We start from the raw sequence: 13,840 nt of genomic DNA, 5'->3' as shown, positions 1-13,840 counted from the left end.
CGAATGCGCCTTATCGGACCGCTGGCGGCAGCCGTCATCGCGTTGGGCAGCTTGACGGCCTGCGACACGATCCAGGGAGTCAGCGACACCGCGGACAAGGTGAAGCTGTGCGCCGACGCGATCCAGCTCGTGGGGTTCTCGCCGGACATGAGTGACCCGCAGAAGGCGCTGGAGGACACCAAGGCCAAGGCGACCGAGCTCGAGAACCTGGCCGGCTCCGCACCCGACGAGCAGGTGAAGAAGGCGCTCGAGGAGGCCGCGAACGGCATGCAGAACGTCGGTTCCGCGGCGGACTGGGTCACGCAGAAGGCTGACATGGTCGCCAAGGTCTCCGCCGCGTGCGGTGGATGAGCACTCGAGTCCCTGTTGCGCACCTCCGGAAGCGGCCTAGGCTTTGACGCCTGACCTCACGCCGCTCCCGGAGGTGTCGCAGCGCCATGCAAGCAACAGTTGGTGACAGGCTCCACGTCCACAGCCGCTCCATCGGTCTCGAGGAACGCCTCGGCGAGATCCTCGAGGTCCGCGGCACCGACGGTGCCCCGCCCTACCTGGTCCGCTTCAACGACGGCCACGAGGGCCTCGTGTTCCCCGGACCCGACTGCGTCGTCGAGCCGCGCGGAACCGTCTAAGCCAGCGCGGTCGCGATCAGCTCCTCGGCCAGCTGGGGAGTCGCCGCCGCCACACCGGACCACCGGCGGGACAGGTCCGGGTCGAACGTGAACGGCCGGCCGTGCAGGTCGACCAGCACCCCGCCGGCGGCCGGCACGGTGACCAGCGCCGTGGCCAGGTCCATGATCCGGTGTGTATCGGTTCCGGGATCGATGAAGCCGTCGACGGTCCCCTCGGCCACGAGCATGGTCTCCAGGCACGTCGTGCACAGCACCCGGATGCGGTCGGCGCGGTTCGCGATGCGCAGCCACGCGTCCTGGGTGCCGGTCTTGGGCCGCATCAGGCAGATCGACGCACCGTCCAACGACGTGCGCCCCGTCGTGCGGAACGGCGTGTCGACACCCGCGCGCGCATGCCACGCACGGCCCGTGTCGAACCATGTGGTCAAAGCTTCGGTAGCCGTGTCGTCAATGACAACGGCACCGGCGAAGCAGGAGAGCGGAACGCCGAACGCGGCGTTCGCGGACCCGTCGACCGGGTCGATGACGAGGGTGACCGCCGAGCCGTTGTCGACGAACCCGGCTTCCTCGGACAGGAGGTTCACGCGACTGCGGTGGATCGACTCCAGGATCGCGTCCTCGACGATGCGGTCGACGCGCATCGTCGGTGTTCCGTCCGCACCGTCGGCGACCTCCTCGCGGAGCTCGAGCCGGGTGTGCGCGGAACGGGCACGCCCGTACGCCGCCGACGCCGCACGGGCGGCGTCAGCGAGCGCGGGGTGCACGTCGTCGGAGATCTGCGGCTGGGGCACGGGCCAGGGAATCAGCACGTGCCCCACAGTGCCACGAAATCCGCGCCGCGGATCAGATCAGGCCGAGGCCCTTGACCGCGTCGCGCTCCTCGACCAGCTCGGCCACGGAGGCGTCGATGCGGGCGCGGGAGAACTCGTCGATCTCCAGGCCCTGGATGATCTCGTACGAGCCACCGGAGCACTTGACCGGGAACGACGAGATGATGCCCTCGGGCACGCCGTACGAGCCGTCCGACGGGATGGCCATCGAGGTCCACTCGGTGCCGTTGACCCAGTCGTGGATGTGGTCGATGGCGGCGTTGGCGGCCGAGGCGGCCGAGGACGCGCCACGGGCCTCGATGATCGCCGCACCGCGCTTGGCGACGGTCGGGATGAAGTCGTTCTCCAGCCACGCCTGGTCGTTCACGGCCTCGGCGGCGGTCTTGCCACCCACCTCGGCGTGGAACAGGTCCGGGTACTGGGTGGCCGAGTGGTTGCCCCAGATCGTCATGTTCTTGATGTCGGTGACCGCGACGCCCAGCTTCTTGGCGAGCTGCGACAGGGCGCGGTTGTGGTCCAGGCGCGTCATCGCGGTGAAGCGCTCGCGCGGGACGTCCGGCGCGTGCTGCTGGGCGATGAGGGCGTTGGTGTTGGCCGGGTTGCCGACCACGAGCACCTTCACGTCGTCCGCGGCACCGGCGTTGATCGCCTCGCCCTGCGGCTTGAAGATGCCGCCGTTGGCCTCCAGCAGGTCGCCGCGCTCCATGCCCTTGGTGCGGGGGCGGGCGCCGACGAGCAGGGCGACGTTCACGCCGTCGAACGCGGTCTTCGCGTCGTCGGTGATCGTGATGCCCTTGAGCAGCGGGAAGGCGCAGTCGTCGAGCTCCATCGCGGTGCCCTCCGCGGCCTTCAGCGCCGGGGTGATCTCCAGCAGCCGCAGGTTGACCGGGGTGTCCGGGCCCAGCAGGTGGCCGGAGGCGATGCGGAACAGCAGTGCGTAGCCGATCTGGCCGGCGGCACCGGTGACAGTGACGTTCACGGGCGTGCGGGTCATGAGCCTTCCCGAATGACGGTCCTCGTTGACGTCGGGCAGGTCGCCCGGCGTCCCGCACGTTACCAACACGGGGAGCGACCGAGGGTGTGAGAGTGGACAACCACGCCGAGGTGCTAGGACACGGCGTCGAGCGGCTGGTCGGCGCCGCGCCAGGTGTCCGCGAGCTCCTGCACCGGCACGCCGAGGGCCTCGCCGAGGCAGATGATCGTGCCGAAGCCGGGCGTCGGGAGACGGCCCGTCTCGATCTTGCGCAGGGTCTCCGGCGAGATGCCGGCCGACTGCGCGACCTCCACGAGGTCCCGCCCCGCCCGTGCGCGCCGCAGCAGGGCGCCGAGTCGGCGGCCGGCTTCGATCTGCTCTGGCGTGAGCGGTTGGCGGACCATGCCACCAGGATAGGTTGGTATTACTATACCGACAAGTGTTAGGGTGCCGGTATAACTATACCAAGCCAGTGAGGTAGCTCGTGATTGAACTGAAGTCGCCTGCGGAGATCGACCGCATGCACGTGACCGGGCGCTTCGTGGCCGAGGTCCTCACCGAGGTCGGCCGGCTCGCCGACGTGGGCGTCAACCTCATGGACCTGGAGCACCACGTCCGCGGGATGATCTCCGACCGCGGTGCCGAGTCCTGCTACTGGGACTACGCGCCGTCGTTCGGCAAGGGCCCGTTCCGCAACGTCATCTGCCTGTCGGTCAACGACGCCGTGCTGCACGGCCTGCCGCACGACTACGTGCTGCGCGACGGCGACGTGCTCACCGCCGACATCGCCGTGGGCATCGACGGCTGGGTCGCCGACTCCGCGCGCACCGTCATCGTCGGCACGCCCGCGGAGGAGGACCAGCGGATCGTCCGCGCCACCGAGGAGGCGCTGGAGGCGGCGATCGCGGTGGCCCGCCCCGGCAACCGGCTGGGCGACCTGTCGGCGGCGATCTACCAGGTGGCGCGCTCGTACGGCTACCCGGTCAACACCGAGTTCGGCGGCCACGGCATCGGCCGCACCATGCACGAGGACCCGCACGTGTCGAACAAGGGCCACGCCGGCCGCGGCATGACCCTGAAGCCGGGCCTGACGCTCGCGCTCGAACCGTGGCTCGCCCGCACCACCGACAAGATCGTCTACGACCCGGACGGCTGGACCATCCGCTCGGCCGACGGCTCCCGCACCGCGCACTCCGAGCACACCGTCGCGATCACCGAGGACGCTCCCCTGGTGCTGACGCGGCGCGAGTCGGAGAAGGCCGCACCGGTCGAACAGGTGAGCGACGCTCCGGCACACTAGGGGCCGTGGACAACCCCGTCGAAGAAACCGGCCCGGTCGAAGAGGTCGGCGAGGACTACGCCGACGCGAACATGCCGAACCAGCACTGGGAGAAGCGGTCCTTCACGGACTGCGACTTCACCGAGGCGGACCTCCGCGAGCTGGTGACGACGGGGTGCACGTTCACCCGGTGCGACTTCACCCGGACCGACCTGGGCGAGTCGAGGCACCACGCGACGGCGTTCCGGCAGTGCACGTTCGACCGCACGGTGCTCACGCGCTCCAGCTTCACCTCGTGCAGCCTGCTGGGGTCGAACTTCGCGGACTGCGTGCTGCGCCCGGTCACGTTCACCGAGGTCGACTTCACGCTGGCGTCGTTCGTGAAGGCACCGCTGCACGGCTTGAAGCTGGGCGGTCAGCGGTTCCGCGAGACGAACCTCAGCGAGGCGGACCTGCGCAACACCGACCTCAGCCGGGCGGACCTGATGGGCGCGCGGCTGCTCGACGCGAAGCTCGACGGGGCGGACCTGCGCGGGGCGCAGATCGACGCGAACGGGCTCCGGCAAGCGAAGCTCGCCGGAGCCCTGATCGACATCGACACCGCGGTCTCGTTCGCGGCGGCGTACGGCCTAGTTGTCTCCTGAGCCCGTGATCTCCACGAGCACGCCCTCGGCGATCATCTCCTCGACCGCCTTCGGCAGCAGGTAGGCGGTTCCGCCGCCGGGCTGCTCGAACCACGGCACCGCCACGCCGGTCAGCACCTCGAGCGGCCGGCGCAGGCGGTAGACCCGGTACGGGCGGTTGATCCACGACGGCACGAGGCTGCGTTCCGGGAACGGCGTGCCCGCCACGTACACGAGGTTGCCGCTCTGGTCGCCGTAGCGGTCGACCTCGGTGCCCGCCGGCAGCTCGAACATCTGCTTGTGGCGGAACAACGTCAGCGGCGGCTCGCCGGCCAGCGGGGTGATCGGGAACTTCCGCTTGGCCGGGTCGTCCTGCTGCACGGCGACGGGTGCCGGTGCGGGGGCGGGTGCCGGGACCACGGCCGTGGGGGCCGGGGGCAGCGGGGCCGGGAGCGGCGGGGCCTGCATCGGCGGGCGCTGCGGGGGCACGGGGCGGCGCGGTTCCTCGCGGAAGCCGTTGGCGATGGGCCGCTGCGGTGCGGGCGGGGTCTGGCCGCGGGGCGGGATGGTGCGGAAGTTGCCCATCACGAGCCGGCCGACCAGGTACGCCGAGGCGTCCTCGACCTTCTCGAACCGCACCGGGTTCTTCGGGCCGTGGTCGAACCAGCACACCTCCCAGCTGTCGCCGTCGAGGCGCAGGTTCCAGGTGCGGTCGGCGGGTTCGCCGCCGATGCGGTAGACGCCGTGCGGCACGTTCAGGTCGTCCAGCGCGCGGCGGGTGCCCGCGAGCTCGCGGTCCTCCTCCGGCGTGACCTGGCGCGGGTGGGGCTCCGGCTCCGGCTCGGGTTCCGGCTCGTCGTCGGCGAAGAGGGCCGCGTCGAACTGGGCGGTCTCCTCGACGACCGGCACGGCGGGCTTGACCGGTGCGGGCGGCACCACCGGCGCGGGCTCGGGAAGGCGCTCGGGTTGGTGCTGGGTCTGGTGCTGGGGTTGGTGTTCGGGAAGGCGCTCGGGGAGGTGGAGGTCGCGCGAGTCGAGCTCCGCGGTCGTGCGCAGCTCCTCCTCGGCGAGGTCGGGCTCGTCGGCCTCGACCGCGACGACCGGGTGCTCCTCGGTGACCTCGGTGGCGTGCTCCAGCGGTTCGTCCGGGACCGGGCTCCACGCCATCGTGTCCTGCATGGCGTCGCGCGGGCGGTCCTCGGCCTCCGGCACGAAGCTGTCGGTGCGCTCCTCCTCGCGGTGGTGCGTGAACAGCTCCGGCTCGTCCTCCTGCTGGTGCGTGAAGAGCGCGGGCTCGTCGGGCCCCGCGGTCGGCACCTCGGGCTCGTCGTCCGGCTCGACGACGGCGACGGGCTCCTGCTCGTCCTGCTCCGGCAGGTCGTCCTCGACCTGGGCGAACTCCTCGGTCGGGTGCGGCGCGAAGAGGTCCATGCCGGCGCCGTAGGTGTCGCGCAGGTGCCGGTCGTCGACGCGGTCCGGCACGCCGTCGGAGTCGAAGATCACCCGGTAGGGCGGGCCGTCGTCCGCCAGCGGTGCCGCGACGGAGACCGGGCGGCCCAGCGGTTCGGGGTCGTCGTCGAGCGGGGCGCGCTCGGCGGTCACCTCGACCGGCTCCTGCTCGGCGGCGTGCTGCGGTTCCGGCTCGTCGTCGAAGTCGGGGGCCGGCATGAACCGGGTCGACTCCTGCGGCGGCTCGAAGTCGGGCTCGTCGTCGAACTTCGGTGCCTCGACGAACTGCGTCGCGTCCGGCTCCGGTTCGCGGGTGGCCTCGGGGTCGGGTTTCTGCTCGGGGGCCGGGCGGGCCTCGACCGGCGGGGGCGGCGGCAGCACCGTGCCGGGAGGGGCCGCGGGCGCGCCGATGTTCGCGGCGGCGGCGAGCCGGGTCTCCTCGGACACCTCGGGCAGCGCGAAGCCCCTGCCGCGGGCCCGCTCGACCAGCTCCGGCTCGGGCGGCACGCCGTACTTGCGCAGGTAGTAGGACACGCCTGCGGGCCAGATCCACACGCCGTCGGTCTGGAACCCCGCGGGCACGACCGGCGGGGAGTCCGCGGCCAGCAGGTCGGCGTCGAACCCGCGGCCGGCCACGGCGACCGGCGCGTTCGACAGGTAGGCGAGCAGCGGCGCGACCTCGGGCTCCGGCACCGGCGGGCGGTTGACCGACGGGCGGCCGTTCGGACCGGCGCCGTCGAACACCCGGACGCTGCGGAACACCGGCGTCGGCGGGTTCAGCCTGCGGCGCAGCCAGTCGGGGACGTTCTCGTCGGCACGCGGGAAGAACCGCATCTCGTCGACGTACGCCTGCGGAGGCGGCGGCGTCTGCCACTTCGGCTCCGCGCGGTCGAAGTCGAGGTTGTAGCTCGACGGGTGGTCGAGCTGGTAGCGGGCGTTCGACCAGCTGCCCCTGCCCTCGCGGTGCATGCCGGCCCTCAGCCGCGCGAAGAGCTGCGCGACCTCCTGCGGCGGCGCCCACGGCCGCGAAGTACCGTCCGCGACGTGCAACTCGGCGGCCAGCTCGAAGTACCGGCCGGTGGCGCGGTACTCGGCGACCACCCTGCGCCAGTCCTCCGGGGCGGCCCGCATGAGGGTCAGGCCGATCTGCTTCACCAGAGCGTCCTGCTCGGTAGGGTTCAACGGCTTCGGCTCGGACACGCCAACATCTTCCCCCGCAACTCGCCGGATCGCACACGTCCCCCGCCGCTGCGCCGAACGGTGGAGGCCCGACCATAACGCGGGTGGCGTCCACGTTAAAGCTGATCAAGAACACCCCCGTCGGAGCAGGAGGCCCCTTGTCACGGTCCGCACAGGTGTCCGGCGGTCTCGTCGCGGCACTCAGTGGAGTGGCGATCGCGGTCCAGGGACGGGTCAACGGCTCGCTGGCCCAAGCGCTGCAGAACGGTCCCCTGGCCGCGTTGGTCTCGTTCGGCGGCGGGCTGATCGTGCTGCTCGCGGCCGTGTTGTCCCGGTCGTCGGCACGCGCGGGGCTGCGGCGGCTGGCCGACGCGCTGCGGCACCGCCGAATCCGCTGGTGGGAATGCATCGGCGGGATCAGCGGCGCCTTCCTGGTCGGGTCGCAGGGCATCGCGGTCGCGACCATCGGTGTGGCGGTGTTCACGGTCGCGGTGGTCGTCGGCCAGCTCGTGAGCAGCCTCGTGGTGGACCGGGCGGGCCTCGGGCCGGGTGTGCCGAAGGCGCTGACGAAGACCCGCGTCGCCGGTGCCGGGCTCGGTGTCGTGGCGGTCGCGGTGGCGGTGTCGCACCAGTTCACGTCGCCGGGCACGTTGTGGCTCGCGGTGCTGCCGCTGGTCGCCGGGCTGATGATGGGCTGGCAGCAGGCGGTGAACGGGCTGGTGCGCGAGGCCGCCCAGCACTCGATGGCGACGATCCTGGTGAACTTCAGCGTGGGCACGATCGCGTTGACGCTGGTCAACCTGGCCGTGCCGCGCGGTGTGCCCGGTGCGTTCCCGTCGCAGTGGTGGCTGTACCTCGGCGGGTTGCTGGGCATCGTCGGCGTGGGCGGCGCGATCGTGTCCGTGCGGTTCATCGGCGTGCTGATGGTCGGGCTGTGCGGCGTGAGCGGTCAGCTCGTCGGCGCCGTGCTGCTCGACGTGGTCAGCGGGCACCTCGCCACGGCGACGGTGGTGGGCGTGGCGCTGACCCTGGTGTCGGTCGGCGTGGCGGCGTTGCCCAGTGGGAGGATGGTGCGGTGACTGCGACGCTGCTCAACGGCCGGGAAACCCGAGACGCGCTGTTCGAGGACCTGAAGGCGAGGGTCGCCGCACTGCCGGCGCCGGTGGGTCTGGCGACCGTGCTGGTCGGCGACGACCCCGGTTCGCACTCGTACGTGAAGGGCAAGCACACCGCGTGCGCGAAGGTCGGCATCGCGTCGATCCGCCGCGACCTGCCCGCCGAGACCACCCAGGAGGAGCTGGAGGCCGTCATCGACGAGCTGAACGCGAACCCCGAGGTCACCGCCTACATCGTCCAGCTGCCGCTGCCGAAGCACCTCGACGCGAACGCGGTCCTGGAGCGCATCGACCCGCGCAAGGACGGCGACGGCCTGCACCCGGTGAACCTGGGCAAGCTGGTGCTCGGCGAGACCGCCCCGCTGCCCGCGACCCCGCGCGGCATCCTCGAACTGCTGCGCCGCTACGAGGTGCCGATCGCCGGCGCGAACGTCACCGTGGTCGGCCGCGGCGTGACCGTGGGCCGCCCGATCGGCCTGCTGCTGACCCGCCGCAGCGAGAACGCCACCGTGACGCTGTGCCACACCGGCACCAAGGACCTGGCCGCGGAGGTGCGCCGCGCGGACATCGTGATCGCGGGCGCCGGCTCCCCCGGCCTGATCACGAAGGACATGGTCAAGCCGGGCGCGGCCGTGGTCGACGTCGGCATCACCCGCACGGAGAACGGCCTGGTCGGCGACGTGGCACCGGACGTGGCCGAGGTCGCGGGCCACCTGGCGCCGATCCCCGGCGGGTCCGGCCCGATGACCGTCGCGATGCTGCTGACGAACACCGTCGAAGCCGCCGAGCGCGCCCATGCAGCGGTCTGACGCAGAAGCGCTCATGCCGGAACAGCGCTGGCGGTCGGGTGCGGGCAAGCACCTGCCGTTCGCGCTGGTCCTGGGCGTCGGGGTGCTCGGGCTGGTGCGGATCTTCCAGTACCACTGGCGGCAGGGCGCCGTCCTGCTCGGCGTGTCGCTGCTGGTCGCGGCCGTGCTGCGGGTCCTGGTGACCGACGAGCAGGCCGGCCTGATCAAGATCCGCGGCCGCGGCATGGACGCGTTCCTCTACAGCACGCTCGGCGTCGTGGTGATCGCCGTGGCGCTGACGATCACCGGCGGCCCGCTGAGCCGCTAGGCCGGACCGATCACGCGGTCGACGAGGTCTTCGACGAGCCGGTCGAGGTCCTCGTCGGCCAGCACGTCCGGCAGCGTCAGCCGCTCGTGGACCAACCCCGTCATCGCCAGGTACAGCAGCACGACCGCCGTCCGGTCGCCGGGCAGTCCCGCCTCCTCGTTGAAGCGCACGTTGAAGTCGAGGCCCTCGGCGACCGTCTTCGTGATCGCGGTGCGCAGGTCCGGGCGCCGCGTCGACTCCAGCCGCAGCTCCATCATCGCGAGCCAGCAGGCCTTGTCGGCGTCCGCCCGCTTGATGATGTCGTGCATGAACTTCACGGTCAGCGCCCGGTCGCGCGGCAGTGCGAGCGACTCCGCGACCGAGGAGTCCGACGGTTGCAACCGCTGGAACACGCGGGTCATCACCTCGGACATCAGGTCTTCGCGGCTCGCGAAGTAGTTGGACGCCGTGCCCGCCGGCACCTCCGCCCTGGCGTCGATCGCCCGGTAGGTCAGCCCGCGCGCGCCCTCTTCGGCCAGGACGTCGACCGCCGCGTCGAGCAGCGCCGTTCGCCTCGCTTCGTTCCTCACCACGATTTCCTCCTTGCAACCACTACACACATAGTACTACGGTTGTCGTGGTTGGAGCTACAGGAGGTTCTGGGGATGCGAAAGCTCGTGTACTACGTCGCCACCACGCTCGACGGTTTCATCGCGGCCGAGGACGGGACCTATGACGGGTTCGTCTTCGAAGGCGACCACATGGACGGCATCAACGCCGAGTACCCGGACACGCTGCCCACGCAGTTCCGCGAGGCGCTGGGGCTGCTGGACGCGCCGAACAAGCACTTCGACACGGTCCTGATGGGCCGCAGCACCTACCAGGTGCCGGGCGGGCTCGCGTCGCCGTACGCGCACCTGCGCCAGTTCGTGGTCTCGACCCAGATCACCGGCACGCCACCCGACGTCGAGGTGATCCGCGAGGACGTCGTCGGCCGGGTGCGCGCGCTCAAGGAAGAGGACGGCCAGGACATCTGGCTGTGCGGCGGCGGCAAGCTGGCCGCGACCCTGCTGCCGGAGATCGACGCGCTGCTGCTCAAGATTCACCCGGTCGTGTTCGGCCGCGGCATCCCGCTGTTCGACGGGAAGGCCGACATCACGAAGTTCACGCGCACCGACGCGCGGCTGTTCGAAAGCGGGGTCTCCTTCATGACCTACGAACGCAGTTCTTGATCCCGCCGACCGCGCGGGTACGGCGAAGGGCTCCTCCCGCTGCGCAGCGGGAGGAGCCCTTCGTCCTCACACCGGGATCAGGCGGTGGCGTGGAGCGTCCACCGCTGGTTCGTCAGACCGTTGACGTCCCAGATGCCGACCGCGGCACCGTTCTGCACGGCGTTGCCGATCGCGTCGGCGGCCTTGCCGGCCAGGACGCTCTCCAGCACGTAGCTGCCGTCGGGCTGGCTGGAGAACGCGAACTGCTCCGTGTCGCCGTAGTGGCAGTCGTACTGGATGAGCTGCGAGCCGTTGAGCTGCACGCCGTTCTTGACGTCGAGGCACTTGCCGGACATCACGTTCTTGAGCGCGTACCGCTTGCCGCCCAGGTCCACGAGGTCCCACGCCATCTTGCCGCCGCCGACGCAGTCCCACAGCTCCTGGCCGGCGAGGTTCGCGAGCGCACCCTGGTTCGGCGTGTCCCACAGACCGGCGGTCTGCAGGCAGCGGCCGGACTGGACGCCCTTGAGCTGGTAGCGGCCGACGGCGATCGTGGCGACGTCCGAGCGGTGCACCAGGTTCAGCAGGCGCCAGCGCTGGTGGCCGTCGTTGGTGCCGACGTAGGTGGTGACCGGGCTGGCGTTCGGCGTCTGGCCGTCCCTGACCGTCACGAACTTGCCGGTGCCGACGTTCTTGATCTGGTACGTGCCGTCGGCGTTCTCCAGGAAGCTCCAGCGGTGGTAGCCGTTGTTCGCGTCGCACGGGTACTGGCGCAGCAGGTCGCTGTGGCCGTCCATGCACTGGCGCGAGTTGCCGTTCATGAGCAGGTACTCGTTGGTGGCGACCTGCTTCAGCGCCCAGACCTGCTTGGGGGCGGGGCGGATGCAGTCCCACAGCTCGTTGTACTGGCCCTGTTCGATGGCCTGCGCGTCGACGCCGGCGATCTGGGCGCACCGCCCGGAGGCCTGGCCCTGCAGCTCGACCACCAGCTCGTGGGCGGGCTTGATCTGGTCGCGCTTGGCGGCCTCGTACCGGCCGAGGTTGATGAACTCGTTGCGCGCCTTGAGATCACCGGCGAGCGCGGCGGTGGCGGCCGCGACCACGTTCGGCAGGTACCCGTCGCGCTTGGCGCGGTCGAGGATCTCCTTGATCTGCTTCTCGGTCTCCACGGCGCGGGCCGCGTCCTCCTCGGCGACGTCCCTCTGGTGCGCCGTGTGGATGCCGGTGAAGATGAAGGCCTTGATCTGCGCCGCGTCGTGGGTGTCCAGCGCGCCCTGGGCGGCGGCCTTCACGAACTTGCGCGCCAGCGGAGCCCGGTAGACCTCCCAGGTGAACTCGCTGTCGGTCATGACCTTGAGCGAGGTGGTCAGCTCCGCCTGGGCCGCGACGCGCCACGCGTCACCGCGCGCCTTGAGCATCGCGTCCCGCTCCTCGATCGCGGTCCGCTCGCGCTCGGCCGCCTCGCGGCGGCGCTGCACGTCGAGGTTGTAAGCGGTGAAGATGCCCTCGGTGACGAACTTCTGGCGCTGCTCGTCGGTCGAGGTGTTGGTCAGCACGGCCGAGGCCTGCGCCTTGATCTCGGGGTTCTCGGTGCCGTTGGTGTTGATGAACAGCTTGGTGACGAACTCGCTCAGGTTCGAGTCGAGGTAGTACCGGTCGACGTTCATCCAGCCGATGAGGTCGGTGGCCTTGAGCCGCTGCCGGTGCCGCTCGTCCATGATCGGGATGGCCCGCACGTCCTCGCGGAAGGCGAGGTGGATGCCGGTGACGATGAAGTCGTAGCAGGCGTTCTCGTCGGTCTCGTTCGTGAGCGCCTTCAACGCCTCGCGCTTGACGGCGCTGTCGCGCGGAGCGTTGTTGTAGATCCAGATGACGAAGTTCAGGTCGGCCATCCGGGCTTCCCTGGACGTCACCGACGCGCTGATCGTGCTGGCAGCGGCCAGTTTCTGGTCGAAGTCCGACACCAGGGCGGCGGAGAAGCTGACCGTCGACACGTCGGCCGGTGCCGAGGGGTCGACCCCCGGCGGTGCGGCGAGTGCCGGAGTGGCGAACAGGCCGCCGGCCAGCGTGATGGAGACCGTGAGCGCGGCGACTGCGCGCAGGCCACGGTCACCCAGACTGCGTCTGGACAAGGTGAATCCCCCAAGATTCGTCGTAACGGCATCTGCTCCAAGCGCGGCGTGAACCCCCCAGGCCCGGCCGCTCGACTCCCCAGTCGTCGGATGCCGTGGGGAACTTCGCACGGCGCCCGCCTTGTCCGCAATGCGGTGTGAGCTGGGTCACTTCACTATCGGTGTCCCCGCGGGCACTCGAAGTGCTAGGAACTTTTAGGGCGATCAGCCCACCACGTGAAGTTCTGGGGGGAACACATGGGGCGTCATGCGCTCATGCCTGCGTTTCTCGCCGCCGCACTCGCGGCCGGCGCCGTCGGAACCGTCCACGCCACTCCCGCGTTCGCGGAATCGGTGGCCATCAGCACGACCGCCACCGCACTGGCCGCGTCCATGCGCGAGACGGTGTTCCAGATGTCGTTCAACGCCGCGCTGCAGTCCGAGGTGCGCGACGCCGCCTACGTGGCCATGGCCTCCAACGACGAGGCGAAGATCCGCGAGTTCGTGCTCGTCGGCTACGGCAAGGCGAAAACCCGTGCCACGCAACGAGAAAGACTCAACACCGACATCATCCGGGAGATCAACCGGACCGCTATCCCCGGCAGCGAGGTGCAGGGCTCGTCCCTGAGCGCGCTGGGTTCCTCGTTCAACGCCCAGGAGCTGTACGTCCACAGTGGATACGACCGGGCCGTGGAGCTCGACCGCGTCCACGACAACAAGCGCCAGGAACGGCTGGCCCGGCTGTCCGGAGAGGACCGCGCCTACGTCGCCCACCTCGCCGCCACCGACCCCGGCGTCCAGGTGCGGGCCGCGGCGCAACGCGCGCTGAGCGGTGGTGACGACCGGTCGATCGGCCTGTTCTTCGCCTACGAGTGGAAGATCGGCGCCGAGCTCGACACCGAGCGGTTCGTGCGGACCACGACCGAGCAGAACCAGGTCTGGCACGACCAGATCGCACGGCTGACCGCGTCCGCGCTCGCGGCGGAGGCGGCCGAGCGGGAGGCCAGCGGGGAGCTGGCGCGCAAGCACCGGCTGGAGGCCCAGCAGCTCTGGGAGCAGGTCGACCGCGAGGCAGGCGAGTCCTCTGTGGACTGGCTGGCGGAGAAGGCCAAGGCGGACAGGCAGGCGGCGATGTGGGCCGAGGTCGCCGAGTACGCCCGTGGCGCCCAGTCGGAGCAGGACTGGCTCGCGATCCTGGCGCAGGCTAACAGCGGCCGCATCACGTGGGAGGAAGCCGCCGGCAAGGCCCGCGACTCCGCCGCCCACTGGCAGGCCGTCGCCGAACAAGCACGCAAGGCGGCGAAGGACGCCGCCGACCGCGATCTGGGGGATCGCTGACACCATGA

The 13,840-nt window shown here is 70.7% G+C and carries 15 protein-coding genes; 9 read left to right on the top strand and 6 right to left on the bottom strand.

What is annotated here, in order from left to right; genetic code table 11:
- Positions 1–3 precede the first annotated feature (3 nt).
- Both ACVDFE_RS09755 and ACVDFE_RS09750 read left to right on the top strand, forming a co-directional pair.
- Entirely contained in the window at positions 4–351 is a 348-nt protein-coding gene (locus tag ACVDFE_RS09755; protein WP_458430231.1) for a bacteriophage spanin2 family protein, read from the top strand.
- An 86-nt stretch (positions 352–437) separates the two neighbouring features.
- Positions 438–629 carry a DUF1918 domain-containing protein gene (locus ACVDFE_RS09750; RefSeq protein WP_360395909.1) on the top strand — a complete coding sequence of 64 codons (192 nt, stop codon included), beginning with the start codon at positions 438–440 and terminating at the stop codon, positions 627–629.
- Here the strand turns inward: ACVDFE_RS09750 and ACVDFE_RS09745 are convergent.
- From ACVDFE_RS09745 to ACVDFE_RS09735, 3 genes are all read right to left on the bottom strand, one after another.
- Entirely contained in the window at positions 626–1,438 is an 813-nt protein-coding gene (locus tag ACVDFE_RS09745; RefSeq protein ID WP_360395907.1) for an inositol monophosphatase family protein, read from the bottom strand. The genes ACVDFE_RS09750 and ACVDFE_RS09745 overlap by 4 nt on opposite strands.
- Positions 1,439–1,472: 34 nt before the next feature.
- The gene (locus ACVDFE_RS09740; protein ID WP_360395905.1) at positions 1,473–2,453 is read right to left on the bottom strand and encodes a malate dehydrogenase; all 981 of its coding nucleotides are present in this window, start codon (positions 2,451–2,453) and stop codon (positions 1,473–1,475) included.
- A 113-nt stretch (positions 2,454–2,566) separates the two neighbouring features.
- Positions 2,567–2,836 (bottom strand): helix-turn-helix domain-containing protein, encoded by a 270-nt coding sequence (locus ACVDFE_RS09735; protein ID WP_360395904.1) that lies wholly within the window; start codon positions 2,834–2,836, stop codon positions 2,567–2,569.
- Between the two features lie 80 nt (positions 2,837–2,916).
- Between ACVDFE_RS09735 and map the strand changes: the two genes are divergently transcribed.
- Positions 2,917–3,732 carry a type I methionyl aminopeptidase gene (gene map, locus ACVDFE_RS09730; RefSeq protein ID WP_360395902.1) on the top strand — a complete coding sequence of 272 codons (816 nt, stop codon included), beginning with the start codon at positions 2,917–2,919 and terminating at the stop codon, positions 3,730–3,732.
- A gap of 71 nt (positions 3,733–3,803) precedes the next feature.
- On the top strand, positions 3,804–4,355 hold the full coding sequence (locus ACVDFE_RS09725) for a pentapeptide repeat-containing protein (RefSeq protein WP_458434303.1): 552 nt from the start codon (positions 3,804–3,806) through the stop codon (positions 4,353–4,355).
- Here the strand turns inward: ACVDFE_RS09725 and ACVDFE_RS09720 are convergent.
- Positions 4,341–6,983 carry a glycohydrolase toxin TNT-related protein gene (locus tag ACVDFE_RS09720; protein ID WP_458430230.1) on the bottom strand — a complete coding sequence of 881 codons (2,643 nt, stop codon included), beginning with the start codon at positions 6,981–6,983 and terminating at the stop codon, positions 4,341–4,343. The two genes, ACVDFE_RS09725 and ACVDFE_RS09720, sit on opposite strands and share 15 nt — an antisense overlap.
- Positions 6,984–7,120: 137 nt before the next feature.
- Between ACVDFE_RS09720 and ACVDFE_RS09715 the strand changes: the two genes are divergently transcribed.
- The 3 genes from ACVDFE_RS09715 to ACVDFE_RS09705 are packed head-to-tail and all read left to right on the top strand — an operon-like array spanning position 7,121 to position 9,193.
- Entirely contained in the window at positions 7,121–8,041 is a 921-nt protein-coding gene (locus tag ACVDFE_RS09715; protein WP_360395898.1) for a DMT family transporter, read from the top strand.
- On the top strand, positions 8,038–8,886 hold the full coding sequence (locus tag ACVDFE_RS09710; protein WP_458430229.1) for a bifunctional methylenetetrahydrofolate dehydrogenase/methenyltetrahydrofolate cyclohydrolase: 849 nt from the start codon (positions 8,038–8,040) through the stop codon (positions 8,884–8,886). Before ACVDFE_RS09715 ends, ACVDFE_RS09710 begins: the two co-directional genes overlap by 4 nt.
- A 13-nt stretch (positions 8,887–8,899) precedes the next feature.
- Complete coding sequence (locus tag ACVDFE_RS09705; RefSeq protein WP_360395894.1) at positions 8,900–9,193, top strand: DUF3017 domain-containing protein; 294 nt, start codon at positions 8,900–8,902, stop codon at positions 9,191–9,193.
- Here ACVDFE_RS09705 and ACVDFE_RS09700 read toward each other — a convergent pair.
- Positions 9,190–9,765 carry a TetR/AcrR family transcriptional regulator gene (locus tag ACVDFE_RS09700; RefSeq protein WP_360395892.1) on the bottom strand — a complete coding sequence of 192 codons (576 nt, stop codon included), beginning with the start codon at positions 9,763–9,765 and terminating at the stop codon, positions 9,190–9,192. The genes ACVDFE_RS09705 and ACVDFE_RS09700 overlap by 4 nt on opposite strands.
- Positions 9,766–9,837: 72 nt before the next feature.
- On the opposite strand from ACVDFE_RS09700, the gene ACVDFE_RS09695 reads away from it, so the two are divergent.
- Positions 9,838–10,404, top strand: coding sequence for a dihydrofolate reductase family protein (locus ACVDFE_RS09695; protein WP_458430228.1), 567 nt, complete (start codon positions 9,838–9,840; stop codon positions 10,402–10,404).
- 77 nt (positions 10,405–10,481) lie between these two features.
- On the opposite strand, the gene ACVDFE_RS09690 is transcribed toward ACVDFE_RS09695, so the two are convergent.
- The gene (locus ACVDFE_RS09690; protein WP_360395889.1) at positions 10,482–12,515 is read right to left on the bottom strand and encodes an RICIN domain-containing protein; all 2,034 of its coding nucleotides are present in this window, start codon (positions 12,513–12,515) and stop codon (positions 10,482–10,484) included.
- 255 nt (positions 12,516–12,770) lie between these two features.
- Here ACVDFE_RS09690 and ACVDFE_RS09685 point away from each other — a divergent pair, with 255 nt between their 5' ends.
- The gene (locus ACVDFE_RS09685; RefSeq protein ID WP_458430227.1) at positions 12,771–13,832 is read left to right on the top strand and encodes a hypothetical protein; all 1,062 of its coding nucleotides are present in this window, start codon (positions 12,771–12,773) and stop codon (positions 13,830–13,832) included.
- Positions 13,833–13,840 lie beyond the last annotated feature (8 nt).

The sequence above is a fragment of the Lentzea chajnantorensis genome, assembly GCF_054300775.1.
The sequence above is the reverse complement of the archived record's forward strand: the minus strand, read 5'-3'. Positions and strand labels throughout refer to the sequence as shown.